We start from the raw sequence: 14,570 nt of genomic DNA, 5'->3' as shown, positions 1-14,570 counted from the left end.
GGCAACTCGCCAGTCAAGCCACCACGGTGGCGGCCTGACTTAAACCAATCAGCCTCCACGAATCCCGGGGCGATTCAAACCGATGGTGAAGCAGCCTCAAAGTACGAACTTGAAGTCAATCGCCTCAAGCAGCTTCTGTTTGTTCAGCAGTTCCAGTTGACCTTCGTATCCGCGCTGAACTTCGCTCACATGACCAACATGGCCCGTGATTTCACCGGCATCGAGGCGCGGCGAGGAATTTTTAGCACGGTGCAGCAATGTAGAACGGAACGCATGCATGCCAACAATCCGTTTGCCTGGAGTCTCATCACGCAACTCCATGCTTTCCAGCAGAGCGCAGAACCACTTTTCCGCGGCGGGCGAAGCCCTTTTTCGTGAAGGCTCCCACTCCGGAAAAAGACGCTTCACCCCTGCTGCCTGCATGCGCTTCAGATACACAAGGAAGCCAGCGTCCATCAGCATTTGATGAATCGGAACTTTGCGTTTTGAACTGTCCTTCTTGACCGTCTTGTCGATGCCATCATCACCGTCGGTCTCAGTCGTTATCCAGAAGTGCCAGATGCCGCTTTCCGATTCCTTTAACAAATCCAACTGCGGGTTGAGTTGGCAAATCTCGTTCACACGCGCGCCGGTACACAACCCAATCGCAGGGAGCCAGAATTTGTGTTCTTCGCTTGGTGCCATCCTAAACGCGATGAGCTCAGGACCGTGAAAAAGCCGCTCCAGCTCTGCGGTGGTGAAGGCGCGCTGCTTCTTGCCCGCGTCCTTTTGCGTACCTGTGTACGAGGCGCCCTTGATGGTGATGCCGATCGGGAACCCGTCGTCCGCCCAATCTCGACGCGCTGAAACTAGCAGTAGGCTTACAGCGGCGACGTAAGTGCTCTCGAACGTCTTTTTCGCAATCGTGACCGTTTGAGGTGTCGCTTCAGCCGCGAGCTTGAGAACGTTGATTTTGCGTTGCTTCACCACGTCCGACCACCTGGGCGGCAACTTGCACACAAAGGCAAAAAAATCGTTGAGGTCGGTCTGACGTAGCGATCTGATTGCCTTGTCGCCCACTTTCGCTAGAAGCAGCGGCATGACAGTGTTGAACTTGTTCATCATCGCCTTTTTGTCGGCGTCGAAGGTTTTCAAGAAATGATTGATGACCTCGCTCAGCTTCACTACTGCCACCGCTTCAGCAACAGGGCTCAGAGGGGCTGTAGCGTTCACATACGAAGGCGCGGCTAGGGGTGGTGCTTGTCGGGACAAAACGTCCCGGAGCGCCCCGTTCTCAGCTTCTAGGCGAGCCTGGCCCACCTCACGCAACCGCTGCCGATGAGCATCAGCAAGGTCGTCTTCTGCTTCGTCTGCACGTAGGTCCGAGCGGAGCTTCCGCCTGGCCTGCTCAAGCAGCTGCATCATCGCGTAATCGGTCATGTAAGGGTCACGGAGCCGCGTGAATAGTTGATGGGCGATGGCGCCGAGTTCGAGTGCCCGAGGCACAGCGACTCGGCGGTCCTGTGTAGAGAGCGTTCTCACGATCTCCCGTGCTCCAACCTTGACGCGAAGTGCAGAAGGAACGTCGATGCGGAAGTAGAACGTATTGCCCCGAAGGACCAAGTAAGGTGTCTGAGCCATTGTCGATTCCGTAGCACTCTTCCGTAGCAAAGACGAAAAAGATCAACAAAATCAACAACCATTGGCACCCACGCGGGTCGGGACAAGCCTGGCGGAGAGTGTGAGATTCGAACTCACGGACGCTTTCACGTCGGCAGTTTTCAAGACTGCTGGTTTAAACCACTCACCCAACTCTCCGCAGACGTCCGGCGTTGCACCGGACACGTGACCGATTTTAAGCGTTGATTGCGGACATGCCGTCGGGCATCGGATTCGACGCCAGATCGAGTGCAGATCGAGGCGACCAGCCTTGCAGCACCAGATCGACGATGCCCTCGGCCCAGAGCCGCCGTTCGGCGGACCCGGCCAACGGTTTCGAGACGAAAAAGCGCACGCCGCCAAAGGCCAGTGTCGACAGTTGCACTGCCGCGAGCTCAGGCGACGGCACGTTCAGGCGACCGGAACGATGCGCCTCGGTAAGGTAATCGACCACAGGGCCAAGCACGTAGCTGTTCTCCGCGTAGAGCGACTTGGCCAGCTCAGGAAAGCGGACGGCCTCCGCGATCACCAACCGGAGCAAGGCCAGCGTTTCTGGCTCGGTGGCACCGAGGTACATGCGCTCGACCAGGTCGAGCAACAGCTCGCGCTCATCGGCGCCTTCCCGCACGACGGTGGCGTGCATTGTGTTGCGCGCATTGCCGACCGCCCTGTGCACGACCTCGTGGAACAGCGCCTCCTTGTTCTCGAACTGTCGGTAGATGGTGATCTTGGCAACGCCGGCATCGCGGGCAATGGCCTCGATACTGGTCGCCGCATAGCCCTTGTCCAAAAACGATTGCAACGCGGCGGCCAGGAAAGATTCGCGCAACTCTGCGGCCTGCACGGCGCTGGGTCGGCCGCGGGGTCGCCTTTTGGCGTCCAGAGACTCGAAGTGCAGCATGGCAATCCTCAGGCTGGTGGGAGAAACATTGTCTGCAAATCGCTCAGAAAGTCGAGCCCACGTTCGGTCGGCCATACATGGCGCAGATCGCGCTTGATCAAACCCTTGCGCTCGGCCTCCTCCATTCCACGCTGGATCGCTGTGGTGGCGAGGCCGGTGCGCTCGCCAAACTGCGCCAGCGCAAAGCCTTCTTTCAGGCGCAGTGCGTTCAGCATGAATTCGAATGGCAGGTCGGCAATGGCGACGTCTTCGCTCTGCGCGACTGCAGCGCCGGCCAGCGCACCGTCCATGTAGCGGCGCGGCTCGCGCAGGCGCACTTGACGCACGACGCGATGCGCAAAGCTCAGCTTGCTGTGCGCCCCGGCGCCGATACCGAGGTAGTCACCGAACTGCCAGTAATTGAGGTTGTGGGCGCAGCGGTGACCTTCGCGTGCGTAGGCGGAGACTTCGTAGCGCGCCAGGCCGAGTTGGCCGGTGCGCTCGGTGATGCGGTCCAGCATCGCGTAGGCATCGTCGTCTTCCGGGATCACCGGCGGAAACTTCGCGAAGTAAGTGTTGGGCTCGATCGTCAGGTGATAGACCGACAGATGCGGCGGCGCAAGGGCCAGCGCCTGCTGCAGATCGGCATCGAGCTGCTCCAGCGTCTGACCCGGGAGTGCGTACATCAGGTCGAGGTTGAAAGTATCGAACGCGCTGGCAGCCTCCTCGACCGCTGCAATTGCCTGCGCTCCGTCGTGTACTCGGCCGAGCGCCTTAAGGTGCGTGTCGTTGAAGCTCTGCACACCGATCGACAGGCGTGTGACGCCTGCGGCTCGGTAGGCGCGAAAGCGGTCGCGCTCGAAGGTGCCGGGGTTGGCTTCCATCGAGATCTCGCAGTCGGGCGCGAGCTTCAGGCGCGCGCGCAGGTCGCCGAGCAGACGGTCGATTGCGTCGGGCGAGAAAAGACTGGGAGTGCCGCCGCCGATAAATATCGTGTGAACGGTACGGCCCCAGATCAGCGGCAGCGCGGCATCCAGGTCTGCGACCAACGCATCCAGGTAGCGCTGCTCGGGGATGTCGGCAGTGCTGTCGGCGCTGCTTTTGCCGGCGCGCCACTCGTGCGAGTTGAAGTCGCAATAGGGGCATTTGCGCAGGCACCATGGCAGATGCACGTAGAGCGACAGGGGCGGCAGCGCGGCGAGTTGCAGCGGGCCAGGGCGCATCAGGTGCAACACATCGTTGGCGTGCGGCGCATTGGCAGACGCTGCGGCTGCTTCGATGGGGATGATCACGGGGTCGTCCGGTGTCGTCGGCGGTAGCGGCGGCGTTGCAGTCACCAACGCTCGCGCATCAATTGAAGCATCGCCCGCGCTGCTTGGCCGCGATGGCTGTGAGCGTTTTTCTGCTCGGCCGTCAACTCGGCGAAGGTCTTGCCGAGATGCGGCAGAAACATTACCGGGTCGAAGCCGAAGCCGTTGGCGCCGATGGGCGCGCGGGTGATTTCGCCAGGCGCGCGACCGATGGCGATCAGCGGCTCGGGGTCTTCGGCACTGCGCAGCGCCACCAGCGTGCTGACCAGCGCAGCGCGGCGGTCGTCGACGTCGGCCATCTGCTCGAGCAGCGCACGCACGTTGTTGTCGTCGCCCTTGGCGTAGCCGAACTGCGTCGCGTAGAAAGCGGTGTCGACACCTGGCAGGCCGCCAAATGCTTCGACGCAGAGACCGGCATCGTCGGCGACCGCCGGCAACCCAGTCGCCGCTGAAGCATGGCGCGCCTTGGCGAGCGCGTTCTCGACGAAGGTGCGAAACGGCTCTTCGGCTTCATCGACACCCAGCTCCGACTGACGCACCAGCGTCACGCTCAGCGGCGCCAGCAGGATTTGAAGTTCGGCGAGCTTGCCTGCGTTATTTGAAGCCAGTACGAGTTTCATATGCAAAGGATCTGCGGCGAATGGGCCGGGATCAGTCAAGCAATCACTTGGACGACAGGGCCTGCTGCTGCATGACGATCAGCTCGCCGATGCCCTTTTCTGCCAGGGCCAGCAGTTGGCTCATCTCGTCGCGCGAAAACGCTGCGCCTTCGGCCGTGCCCTGCACTTCGACGAAATGGCCGGCGCCGGTCATCACGACGTTCATGTCGGTATCGCAGGTCGAGTCCTCAATGTATTCCAGATCGAGCAGGGGCGTGCCTTCGACGATGCCGACAGAGATGGCCGCCACGTGTCCCTTGATGGGCGATGCCTTCAGCGCGCCGGACGCCAGCAACTTGTCGACCGCATCCTGCGCGGCGACGAAGGCGCCGGTGATGGCGGCGGTGCGCGTGCCGCCATCGGCCTGCAGCACGTCGCAATCGAGATGGATGGTTCGTTCGCCCAAGGCAGCCAGGTCGAACACCGCGCGCATCGAGCGGCCGATGAGGCGCTGGATTTCTTGCGTGCGGCCGGTTTGCTTGCCCTTGGCTGCTTCACGGCTGCTGCGGGTGTGCGTGGCGCGCGGCAGCATGCCGTATTCGGCCGTGACCCAGCCTTCGCCGCTGCCCTTTTTGTGCGGTGGCACGCGCTCTTCGACCGATGCGGTGCAGAGCACGCGCGTCTGGCCGAACTCGATCAGTACCGAGCCTTCGGCATGGATCGTGAAGCCGCGGGTGATGCGCACGGGGCGCAGGGCGTCGGCGGCGCGGCCGCCGCTTCGTGTGAAAGCAGTCATGTGAAACCCGAAGAAAAAAGTATGAGAAGTCGGCGTGCGCCGACTCAGGTCTTGCGCGAAGCGGAACGGCGGATGGCTTCGTTGATCTCGGCGATGGAGCGCTCGATGGCATCGTCATCGAGATCGTCGAGTTCGCTGTCCGACGGCATGCCCGCCTGGATGGTCGAGGCGAAGACGCCGTCGCCGACGCTGTCGGTCGACACCCCGCGCTCGTAGCCCGGGGCGTCGGGCAGCTCCCATTCGAGGGCGATGAGAGTGACGTTGTCGCTGTGGCTGCCGCCGTTGCGCAGCGCCATCTCGGCCAGATCAGGAGCAGCATCGGACACCGGCTTGCCGGATGACAGCGTGTGCACGATGACAGCGTCGTCGAGCACACCCCAAACGCCATCGGAGCACAACATGATGCGGTCGCCACGCTGCAATTGCAGGGGCGGCGAGATATCGAACAGCGGTGCCGTGGGCGAACCAAGGCAGGTCAACAAGAGGTTGCGATTGACCGGCTCGTTGCCCGCGTTGGCGCGGGGACGCTCTGCATGGGAATGGTCTCGGGTACGCATCAGCAATGTGCCGTCTCGGACCACGTAGAGGCGCGAGTCGCCGCAATGGATCCACGTGGCCGTGGTGCCTTGCAGCACCGCGGCCACCACGGTCGTACGCGGCGTGTCGAGCATTGCCTTGGTGCCTGCGTACCGCATGATTTGCTGGTGCGCGGCCATGACCGACGAGGTCAGGAAGGCCTTGACGTCCTTGACGATGGGCCGTGCCTCGCGCTGATACAACGCCGCGATGGTTTGCAGCGCAAGCTGCGCCGCCACTTCGCCCTCGGGATGGCCGCCCATGCCGTCGGCCAGCACGAAAAGGCCGGACTCCCGCGTGTAGCAGTAGCCCATGCGGTCTTCGTTTTTGAGACGGCCACCCTTGCGGCTAACCTGGAATACAGAGAACTTCATGCGGGTCGCGTCGTTGGCGCGGCCGCCTTCGGCAGCCCCTTCTTGTCGAAGGAGCGCATGTTGTCAATGGAAAGGCGAACCTTTTCGCCCACGGTGAGCTTGGTGTAGTGACGCTCGCCTTCACGGCTCAGCTCTTTTTGCAGCGCGAACACCGACTGCGGGCGCGACAGCGGGTCGAGCGACATGCACCATTCGACAACCTCGATCATGTTGTCTGAATAGATGCCGCGCAGCCGCGAAAGCGAGAGGCCGAGCCGGTCTTTTTCGATGCGCTGCGGCGCGTCGTTCGGCGGGTAGCCCTGCATGCAGGCATAGATACAGGCGCCAATGGCGTAGATGTCGGTCCACGGACCCATCGAAGAGTCGCGGCGGTACATTTCGGGAGCGGCGAAGCCGGGTGTGTACATCGGTCGGATGAAATTGCCTTCTTTGCTGAGCACTTCACGCGCAGCGCCAAAGTCGATCATCACGGCGCGGTCGTCATCGGTCACGAAAATGTTGGCGGGCTTGATGTCCAGATGCAACATTTTGTGCTGATGCACGATGCGCAGACCGCGCAGGATCTCATCGAACAACGACCGGATGGTCGACTCCCTGAATACTTTCTGCTTCTTCAGGTCGCGCGCGGTCACGATGAAGTCCTGCAGGGTCGCGCCCTCCAGGTAGTTCATGACCATGTAAACGGTCTCGTTCTCGCGAAAGAAATTGAGCACGCTGACGACCGACGCGTGGGAAATTTGCGCCAGCGATCGGCCTTCTTCAAAGAAGCTTTTAAGCCCCAGCCGGTACAGCGACAGCTTCTCGGGCGACACCTGCGGCGCCAGCTCGCCCATGCCGCGGGTCGCGAGAGACGACGGCAGGTATTCCTTGATGGCGACTTGCTGGCCACTGTGGTCGACGGCCAGATAGACCACGCCGAAGCCGCCCGCTGAAAGACGGCGAATCACGCGGTAGCCGCCGATGATGGTGTCGGGCAGCAGGGGCGAAGGTTTGACCTTTGACATAATCCGGGAGTTTCGCCCGAAGGCGATGGTGCGGCAAGCGAACGTCGTGCCGGGCCCTCGATGCAGGCGAACAAATCACAGCGAGGCTCAATGCCAGTTTACAGCATGACCGGCTATGCCAGCGGCCAAAACGGCCCGGTTGGCAGCCAATCCGAGGCCGATCCGCGGCCCCCTGCGACCGGCCGACTCGGAGTCGAAATCCGATCGGTCAACAGCCGCTTTCTCGACCTGACTTTCAAGCTGCCGGAAGAACTGCGACAGCACGAACCCGCGTTGCGCGACCTGATCATCGGCCGGCTCAAGCGCGGCAAAGTCGAGGTGCGGGCGTCGATAGAAAGCACTGTGCAAGCGGGCGTGACCGAGCCTTCGGTCAAGTTACTGCAACGCCTGAACGGCGTGCAGGACGGCATCAAGGCCTGGCTCCCCGGCGCACGCGACCTGAGTGTGGCCGACGTGCTGCGCCTGGCTGGCGGCGACGGCGCCGCAGTACGCGGCGACTGGGCTGCCGACCTGTCAGAAGTCACGAGCAAGGCGCTCGACGCACTGATGTCCGCGCGGCAACGCGAAGGCAATCGACTGGCCAAGATGCTGGAGGAGCATCTCGGTCAATTGCGCGTGTTGGCAAAGCAAGCCGTTCCGCTGGTGCCGAAGCTCGTCGAACAGCAGCGCGCCAAATTTCTGGAGCGATGGCAAGACGCCATGGGCCTTACCGGCGGCACCTTGCCGGAGGCTGCGCAAGACCGTGCGCTGACCGAAGCAACCGCTTTTGCCATCCGCATCGACGTGGCCGAAGAGCTGACCCGACTCAACTCGCACCTCGACGAGATCGAGCGTCTGGTCAAAAAAGGCGGTGAAATCGGCAAACGGCTCGACTTTTTGATTCAGGAACTGCACCGCGAGGCCAACACGCTGGGTGCGAAATCGGCAGCGCTCGAACTCACTCGCATCGGCGTCGACATGAAAGTGTTGATCGAACAGATGCGCGAGCAGGTGCAAAACATCGAATGAGTGGCGAGCGTATGGACTATCCCGGCAACATTTTCGTGGTCGCGGCGCCGAGCGGTGCCGGCAAATCGAGTCTGGTGAAGGCGTTGATGGAGCTCGATTCGGCCGTGCAGCCATCGGTTTCGCATACGACACGACCTCCGCGAGGCCAGGAAAAGCATGGGCGCGAGTACTTTTTTGCGTCGCATCCCGAATTCGACGCAATGGTTGCGTCTGATGCTTTCGTCGAGTGGGCGCACGTGCATGGTCAGCGCTACGGGACCTCGAAACGCGCCATCGAAGAGCGCATCGCCCAAGGCGCGGACGTCATCCTGGAAATCGACTTTCAGGGCGCGATCCAGATTCGCAAGACGTTTGCGAACGCGGTCATGATTTTTATCCTGCCACCCAGTTGGGAAGAGTTGCGGTCGCGCCTGGAGCGGCGCGGCGAAGACAGCGCGTCGGTTATCGAGTTGCGCCTGCAGAACGCCGCTGAAGAGATGGCGCGTGCCAATGAATTCGACTTCGTTATAATCAACGAATTATTTGAGCGTGCGCTTTTTGACCTGAAAGCCATTGTTCACGCGCAACGGCTTCGTTATTCCGCACAGCGCCGAGCTCGTGCCGAAACCTTCGCAGCGCTCAATATTCCCTGATTCGGCTCTCCGAGCCACTCCGCTAAACGACCGAAACGACCGAAAGATCCTCATGGCCCGCATCACCGTCGAAGATTGCCTGTTGCAAATCCCGAACCGCTTTCAACTCGTGCTCGCCGCGACCTACCGCGCCCGTATGTTGAGTCAGGGCCATGCACCCAAGATTGAGAGCAAGAACAAGCCTTGCGTGACCGCACTGCGCGAAATTGCTGAAGGCAAAATCGGCATTGAAATGCTCAAGAAGGTTCCGGGCTGAGTTGACTCGCAACTCCGCACAAAGAAGCACCGCGCGCGGTGCTTTTTTTGTGTCCGATCGCTTCCTTGCAACGTGCACGCTAAAGTGGTGTGCATGAGCGCGGTCGTCAAACCTCATTCCAGTGTCCCCAAAGGCTCGCCACGTCCGAGTCCGGCAGCGCTGAACGCGGCCGCGGCGAGCTTTGCCGCGCTCACCGCCCGCCTCGATTACCTGAACGCAGAAGACACTGAGCAGGTCCGTCGCGCCTACCGTTTCGCGGACGAAGCGCACCTGGGGCAATTGCGCAACAGCGGCGAGCCGTACATCACCCACCCCATCGCGGTCGCGGCGCAATGTGCCGAGTGGAAGCTCGACGCTCAAGCGTTGATGGCCGCCTTGCTGCATGACGCCATAGAAGACTGCGGCGTCACCAAGCCCGAACTGATCGAACGCTTTGGGGCACCCGTCGCAGAGCTGGTCGATGGCCTCACCAAGCTCGACAAACTGCAGTTCAACACGCGGGAAGAGAATCAGGCCGAGTCATTCCGAAAGATGCTGCTGGCGATGGCACGCGATGTGCGCGTCATTCTGGTGAAGCTTGCCGACCGCACGCACAACATGCGGACGCTGGACGACGCACCGCGCGAAAAATGGGCGCGCATCGCGGGCGAGACGCTCGAGATTTATGCGCCGATCGCACACCGGCTCGGGCTGAACCAGACCTACCGCGAATTGCAGGAGTTGTCGTTTCGGCACCTGCGACCATGGCGCTACGCCATCCTCGCCAAAGCCGTCTCCAAGGCGCGCGGTCGTCGGCGTGACCTGATTCAAAAAGTGCAACGGGAGCTGGAGAGCACATTCACCGCGGCGGGCATGGTGGTGCGAATTGCCGGTCGCGAGAAAACGCTCTATTCGATCTACCAGAAGATGGAAGAAAAGCACCTGAGCTTTGCGCAGGTGACCGACATCTACGGGTTCCGGATCATCGTGCCGAATGTCATCGCCTGCTACACCGGCCTCGGAATCCTTCACCAGATGTACAAGCCGCTGCCTGGCAAATTCAAAGACCATATCGCGATCGCTAAGCTGAACGGCTATCAGTCGCTGCACACGACGCTGGTCGGCCCGTCGGGCGTCAGCGTCGAGTTCCAATTGCGAACCGAGGCGATGCACGTGGTCGCAGAATCAGGTGTCGCGGCGCACTGGCTCTACAAAGCTGCGGAGCCTAATGCCACCGGTGCCGATCGCCTGGGCACGAAGTGGCTGCAATCGTTGCTCGACATCCAGCACGAGACGCGCGATGCCGCCGAGTTCTGGGACCACGTCAAGGTCGATCTCTTCCCCGATGCCGTGTACGTTTTCACGCCAAAGAGCCAGATCATGGCGCTGCCGCGCGGCGCGACAGTGGTGGACTTCGCTTACGCCATTCACAGCCGGATCGGCGATCACACGTCTGCAGCGCGGATCAACGGCGACCAGGTTCCGTTGCGCACGGAGCTGAAAAATGGCGACGTGGTCGAAGTCATCACCGCGCCGGTGTCGACCCCGAATCCAGCTTGGCTCGGCTTCGTGCGAACGGGCCGCGCGCGATCGAAGATTCGCCACTATCTCAAGACCCTCGCGCACGCTGAATCCGAAGGTCTTGGCGAGAAACTGCTGGCGCAAGCGCTGCGCGCGGAAGGCCTCGGCACGCTGCCATCCGCGGAGCCGGAAAACCAGGTCATCTGGGAAAAGCTGTTGCGCTTCACCGGAAGCCGCACGCGCGCCGAACTGCTTACCGATATCGGCCTGGGCAAGCGCATCGCCAGCATCGTGGCCAAGCGCTTGATGGCGCTGCTCGCCGAGCGGGGCGAAAAGCCCGATGCGCTGCTACTCAGCCGCGAGCGCTTTACCGCGCAAGAAACCGTGTCGCAAGGCGCGGTGACGCTGGACGGCAGCGAAAACTCTTCGGTGCGCTTCGCCCTGTGTTGCAGGCCTATTCCTGGCGACGGGATCGTCGGCTATCTCGGGCACGGCGAAGGCCTAGTGGTGCACACCGACGCCTGCGGTGTCGGCCAGCGCCTGCACTACAAGGACAGCGAACGGTTCTTTGCCGTCGAGTGGGCGGACGATCCTGTGCGCGCATTCGAAACCGGCATCGTGGTCACGGTTCGCAACGACAAAGGTGTGCTGGCGCGGGTCGCAGCGACCTTGGCGACTGCGGAGGCCGACATCACGCACGTCGAAATGGCCGACGAGACGCCACAGGAATCGACCGATATGCGCTTCGTCATCGCGGTGCGGGACACAACGCACCTGGAATCGGTGTTGCGGGCGGTGAAGCGGACGCCTTCGGTGCTTTCCGCTTCGCGGACAGTGCCCGCGCCCTGAGGCTTATCAGGGCGGCGTACCACTGACTTCCCTGCTGTCTGCCTTGGGGCCCGCTTCGGGATAGGTCACCGACAACACCTCGACCTCACTGACACCCGCCGGCGTCACGAGTTTGACGACATCGCCCTCGCGCGCTTTCAGCAGTGCACGCGCAATCGGCGAAATCCAGCTGACCTGTGCCTGTGTGCTGTCCGCCTCGTCGATTCCCAATATCGTCACCGTGCGCTCGTCGCCACCCTCGTCGGCATAGCGAACCGTCGCACCGAAGAACACCTGATCGCTTCCATGATGGACCGCCGGATCGGTCGGCACGGCGATCTCCAGGCGCCTGGTCAAGAACCGGAGGCGCCCATCTATTTCGCGCAGGCGTTTCTTGCCGTAGATGTAGTCGCCGTTTTCCGACCGGTCACCATTCTTTGCCGCCCAATGAACGGCCTCGACCACCTTGGGCCGTTCGTCGTCCATCAGTTGCAGCAACTCCGCGCGCATTCGGGCGTAGCCCTCAGGCGTGATGTAGTTTTTGCCCCCAGGAGGAAGCGGCACGGACAGCGCAGCAGTGCTGTCGTCCTCGTCGTCCGAGTCGCTTTCCTTGGTGAATGCTTTGCTCATTCAGGATGCTCCAATGAAAAAAGCCCGCAACAGATGTTGCGGGCTTTTCTTGATGGTGGTGCGGCTGGCAGGAATTGAACCCACGACCCCTTGGTTCGTAGCCAAGTACTCTATCCAACTGAGCTACAGCCGCACAGCTTTCGATTATAGCACCGGCAAAAGTGCCGAAGCCCGTGTTTCAAACCGATTTTCGAATGCAACGTGGTAGGCCGTGATGGGCTTGAACCATCGACCAACGGATTATGAGTCCCAAAAACTGAACAACTGCGAACGATATCGAACATGGTGACAGTTAACGTTCATTGGTGGACTGTTCATTTTAGTCCGTTTGCGTACAATTCCATTCGCGTCGATACTGTCACCAGACTGTCACCAGACTGTCACGGCGCCGCGGCCATCCCGGCCGGCGGGCTCATCGGATGGAACTCCATGACACCTGGTCAGATCATCAACGGACTGGAGCGCGGCAAGTTCGCTTCGCTCGGAAAGGTCGCCCCAGCGGGCTCGCTAGAGGCCCGACTGCTCGCCACTGGGACGACGCTCTACTGGCGCTTCACCATGGACGGCAAGACGGCGCGCGAGGTCATCGGCATTTATGACCCGGCCGCGCCGCCGAAGAGCTTCAAGCCAACCGAGCGCGGATACTCCTTCGCCGCAGCGATGCGCGAGGCCGAGCGCCGCGCCATGGGGCATCACCAACATCGAGCCGAAGGCGGCCGCCCCGCCCTGCTCGCCGCTCAAAAAGTCGCCAAACACACCGCGAGCGAAGCAAAACGGGTCGCTGCACAACAGACGCTTAGCAACCTGCTGGACGCCTATTGCGACCATCTAAAAGCGATCGGTCGGCGCTCGCACTCGGACGCGCGCAGCATCTTCAAATTGCACATCAAAGAAGCTTGGCCGAAGGTTGCCGCCCTGCCTGCCAAAGACGTTACTGGCGAACAGTTCGCGGACATGATGCGAACGCTGATCGAGGCCCGCAAAGGCCGCACCGCCAACAAGCTGCGCAGCTACGCGCGTGCCGCTTACCAGATGGCGAAGGCAGCCAAGTCGAAACCGAGCATTCCCGTCGCATTCAAGGACTATGGAATCGTTGTAAACCCCGTGGCCGACACAGAGCCGGACGAGTCGCAGAACAAGCCCGATAAGCGGCCGATGAGCGCGGCTGAGATGCGCTCCTACTGGCAGGCGATCAAGCCAATGCCGGGCTTTAAGGGGGCGCTGCTGCGCCTTCACCTGCTGACCGGCGGCCAGCGCATCGAGCAACTTGTGAACCTGCTAACGGCGAACACCGCGCCGGACTTCATCCTGTTGTACGACGGCAAGGGCCGCCCCGGTCAACCGCCGCGCCCTCATAGAGTTCCCCTGACGAAGGAAGCAGCGACTGCGCTGAACGAGTGCAAGCCGGCGGGCGTGTTTGCGCTGTCGACCGATGGTGGCGCGTCGCACGCGGCTGCCACGTCGCTGAGCCATTGGGCGGCGGAGGCGATCGGCGAGACGGTCCAAGACTTTCAAGCCAAGCGGATTCGATCTGGCGTCGAGACGCTGTTGGCAAGCGCGGGAGTCTCGCAGGACATCCGCGGCCGGTTGCAGTCACACGGTGTTGCCGGCGTCCAAGCTCGCCACTACGACGGGCACGAATACATGAGCGAAAAGCGCAAGGCATTGACGACATTGCACAAGCTATTGGAGGCGACGAAATGACCGACCCAAACCCAGAACACTATGGGCACGACATTCCCTTCATGTACGACGGTATTGACCCGCGCCGAGCGCTCTGGCACCCGGTCACAAACTCTCAACCTGAGCAGGCGCGCAACGCCGTCGAAGATGCCCTAGGCAGGCTCGCAGCCGGCCGGCTCGACGAAGACGATTTGTTGTTCGTGCGCGAGCTCGCGCGCTGCCTGCTTGCAGCTTCTGACGGAGACGATCGAAAGACCCGAGCCGACCACGTCCTGCGCGCATCGGGACTGAGCGGCAGACGCATCGAGGTCGATGCTCGCGATTTTATCGACGCTGTATTGAAGTTGGAAGGGCTCGACGGGTGGGGATTGGCGGGCGCCATCCGGGAGCATATGCACTTACTGCCCGACGGTGGCCCTGACAACCCGATCACCGAAAGGGCCGCGCGGGGGATCATCGACCGGGAGCGCGCGCGGCGCCGAAGTTAGATTTTTTGCTCGTTTTGTCGGGACATCTGGGGTAGAGCGCACTGCCCTAAATCAAGAGACTCGCTCCCTATGTTCATCAACATTCGGAGTTAGTCGAGATGGTTCAAGTTATCTACCGCGTGCCTGCCACGCTCAAAGCCCGCGGCATCGGCCGCACTCAGCATTACGCCGATATCGCGGCCGGCCTGTTCACCAAGCCGGTGAAAATCGGCCGGCGCATGTCCGGCTGGCCTGATAGCGAAGTAGCTGCGCTCAATCAAGCGCGCATCGCCGGCAAGTCTGATGCCGACATCAAGGCGCTTGTGCGGCGTCTCGAACTGGCGCGGGGTGCAGAGTGAGCGGGCCCGAAGACGCTGAGGCTGTCACGG

The 14,570-nt window shown here is 61.7% G+C and carries 15 protein-coding genes and 2 tRNA genes; 7 read left to right on the top strand and 10 right to left on the bottom strand.

All coding sequences use genetic code 11. The annotated features are described in order from the left end of the window. Positions 1–96: 96 nt before the first annotated feature. The 8 genes from QN413_RS25140 to QN413_RS25105 form a co-directional block, all read right to left on the bottom strand. The gene (locus tag QN413_RS25140) at positions 97–1,620 is read right to left on the bottom strand and encodes a DUF6538 domain-containing protein (RefSeq protein WP_323499330.1); all 1,524 of its coding nucleotides are present in this window, start codon (positions 1,618–1,620) and stop codon (positions 97–99) included. A gap of 89 nt (positions 1,621–1,709) precedes the next feature. Further along, positions 1,710–1,797: transfer RNA gene (locus tag QN413_RS25135), tRNA-Ser, on the bottom strand. A gap of 37 nt (positions 1,798–1,834) precedes the next feature. Next, entirely contained in the window at positions 1,835–2,539 is a 705-nt protein-coding gene (locus tag QN413_RS25130) for a TetR/AcrR family transcriptional regulator (RefSeq protein WP_323499329.1), read from the bottom strand. An 8-nt stretch (positions 2,540–2,547) separates the two neighbouring features. Next, positions 2,548–3,741, bottom strand: a complete 1,194-nt coding sequence (gene hemW / locus QN413_RS25125) for a radical SAM family heme chaperone HemW (protein ID WP_323499332.1) — start codon at positions 3,739–3,741, stop codon at positions 2,548–2,550. A gap of 110 nt (positions 3,742–3,851) precedes the next feature. After that, positions 3,852–4,448, bottom strand: coding sequence for an RdgB/HAM1 family non-canonical purine NTP pyrophosphatase (rdgB, locus tag QN413_RS25120; RefSeq protein WP_323499328.1), 597 nt, complete (start codon positions 4,446–4,448; stop codon positions 3,852–3,854). A 43-nt stretch (positions 4,449–4,491) separates the two neighbouring features. Then, the gene (gene rph / locus QN413_RS25115) at positions 4,492–5,223 is read right to left on the bottom strand and encodes a ribonuclease PH (protein ID WP_187052963.1); all 732 of its coding nucleotides are present in this window, start codon (positions 5,221–5,223) and stop codon (positions 4,492–4,494) included. 44 nt (positions 5,224–5,267) lie between these two features. Further along, positions 5,268–6,173, bottom strand: coding sequence for a PP2C family protein-serine/threonine phosphatase (locus QN413_RS25110; protein ID WP_187052964.1), 906 nt, complete (start codon positions 6,171–6,173; stop codon positions 5,268–5,270). Further along, positions 6,170–7,177 (bottom strand): serine/threonine protein kinase, encoded by a 1,008-nt coding sequence (locus tag QN413_RS25105; protein WP_187052965.1) that lies wholly within the window; start codon positions 7,175–7,177, stop codon positions 6,170–6,172. Before QN413_RS25105 ends, QN413_RS25110 begins: the two co-directional genes overlap by 4 nt. A gap of 90 nt (positions 7,178–7,267) precedes the next feature. Between QN413_RS25105 and QN413_RS25100 the strand changes: the two genes are divergently transcribed. The 4 genes from QN413_RS25100 (at position 7,268) to QN413_RS25085 (ending at position 11,422) form a co-directional block, all read left to right on the top strand. After that, on the top strand, positions 7,268–8,185 hold the full coding sequence (locus QN413_RS25100) for a YicC/YloC family endoribonuclease (protein ID WP_323499327.1): 918 nt from the start codon (positions 7,268–7,270) through the stop codon (positions 8,183–8,185). Positions 8,186–8,196: 11 nt separating this feature from the next. Then, on the top strand, positions 8,197–8,817 hold the full coding sequence (gene gmk / locus QN413_RS25095) for a guanylate kinase (protein WP_323499331.1): 621 nt from the start codon (positions 8,197–8,199) through the stop codon (positions 8,815–8,817). 52 nt (positions 8,818–8,869) lie between these two features. Continuing rightward, the gene (gene rpoZ, locus QN413_RS25090) at positions 8,870–9,073 is read left to right on the top strand and encodes a DNA-directed RNA polymerase subunit omega (protein ID WP_187052967.1); all 204 of its coding nucleotides are present in this window, start codon (positions 8,870–8,872) and stop codon (positions 9,071–9,073) included. Positions 9,074–9,166: 93 nt separating this feature from the next. Further along, entirely contained in the window at positions 9,167–11,422 is a 2,256-nt protein-coding gene (locus QN413_RS25085) for a bifunctional (p)ppGpp synthetase/guanosine-3',5'-bis(diphosphate) 3'-pyrophosphohydrolase (RefSeq protein ID WP_323499326.1), read from the top strand. A gap of 6 nt (positions 11,423–11,428) precedes the next feature. Here QN413_RS25085 and greB read toward each other — a convergent pair whose 3' ends face one another. Both greB and QN413_RS25075 read right to left on the bottom strand, forming a co-directional pair. Then, complete coding sequence (gene greB / locus QN413_RS25080) at positions 11,429–12,031, bottom strand: transcription elongation factor GreB (protein WP_323499325.1); 603 nt, start codon at positions 12,029–12,031, stop codon at positions 11,429–11,431. A gap of 56 nt (positions 12,032–12,087) precedes the next feature. Beyond that, a tRNA-Arg gene (locus QN413_RS25075) sits at positions 12,088–12,164 on the bottom strand. A gap of 149 nt (positions 12,165–12,313) precedes the next feature. Between QN413_RS25075 and QN413_RS25070 the strand changes: the two genes are divergently transcribed. From QN413_RS25070 to QN413_RS25060, 3 genes are all read left to right on the top strand, one after another. After that, entirely contained in the window at positions 12,314–13,735 is a 1,422-nt protein-coding gene (locus QN413_RS25070) for an integrase (RefSeq protein ID WP_323499324.1), read from the top strand. Next, a complete protein-coding gene (locus QN413_RS25065; protein WP_323499323.1) occupies positions 13,732–14,202 on the top strand; it encodes a hypothetical protein in 471 nt (156 codons plus the stop codon). The genes QN413_RS25070 and QN413_RS25065 overlap by 4 nt, the downstream gene beginning before the upstream one ends. A 119-nt stretch (positions 14,203–14,321) precedes the next feature. Continuing rightward, positions 14,322–14,540, top strand: coding sequence for an AlpA family phage regulatory protein (locus tag QN413_RS25060; protein WP_323499322.1), 219 nt, complete (start codon positions 14,322–14,324; stop codon positions 14,538–14,540). Positions 14,541–14,570 lie beyond the last annotated feature (30 nt).

This window comes from Variovorax sp. LG9.2, assembly GCF_035018885.1.
GTDB lineage: Bacteria > Pseudomonadota > Gammaproteobacteria > Burkholderiales > Burkholderiaceae_C > Variovorax.
The sequence above is the reverse complement of the archived record's forward strand: the minus strand, read 5'-3'. Positions and strand labels throughout refer to the sequence as shown.

Coding starts and splice junctions, on each gene's coding strand:
- gmk (WP_323499331.1), top strand. CDS start 8,197: ATGGACTATCCCGGCAACATTTTCGTGGTCGCGGCGCCGAGCGGTGCC.
- QN413_RS25140 (WP_323499330.1), bottom strand. CDS start 1,620: ATGGCTCAGACACCTTACTTGGTCCTTCGGGGCAATACGTTCTACTTC.
- QN413_RS25105 (WP_187052965.1), bottom strand. CDS start 7,177: ATGTCAAAGGTCAAACCTTCGCCCCTGCTGCCCGACACCATCATCGGC.
- QN413_RS25065 (WP_323499323.1), top strand. CDS start 13,732: ATGACCGACCCAAACCCAGAACACTATGGGCACGACATTCCCTTCATG.
- rph (WP_187052963.1), bottom strand. CDS start 5,223: ATGACTGCTTTCACACGAAGCGGCGGCCGCGCCGCCGACGCCCTGCGC.
- greB (WP_323499325.1), bottom strand. CDS start 12,031: ATGAGCAAAGCATTCACCAAGGAAAGCGACTCGGACGACGAGGACGAC.
- rpoZ (WP_187052967.1), top strand. CDS start 8,870: ATGGCCCGCATCACCGTCGAAGATTGCCTGTTGCAAATCCCGAACCGC.
- QN413_RS25085 (WP_323499326.1), top strand. CDS start 9,167: ATGAGCGCGGTCGTCAAACCTCATTCCAGTGTCCCCAAAGGCTCGCCA.
- rdgB (WP_323499328.1), bottom strand. CDS start 4,448: ATGAAACTCGTACTGGCTTCAAATAACGCAGGCAAGCTCGCCGAACTT.
- hemW (WP_323499332.1), bottom strand. CDS start 3,741: ATGCGCCCTGGCCCGCTGCAACTCGCCGCGCTGCCGCCCCTGTCGCTC.
- QN413_RS25110 (WP_187052964.1), bottom strand. CDS start 6,173: ATGAAGTTCTCTGTATTCCAGGTTAGCCGCAAGGGTGGCCGTCTCAAA.
- QN413_RS25070 (WP_323499324.1), top strand. CDS start 12,314: ATGGTGACAGTTAACGTTCATTGGTGGACTGTTCATTTTAGTCCGTTT.
- QN413_RS25100 (WP_323499327.1), top strand. CDS start 7,268: ATGCCAGTTTACAGCATGACCGGCTATGCCAGCGGCCAAAACGGCCCG.
- QN413_RS25130 (WP_323499329.1), bottom strand. CDS start 2,539: ATGCTGCACTTCGAGTCTCTGGACGCCAAAAGGCGACCCCGCGGCCGA.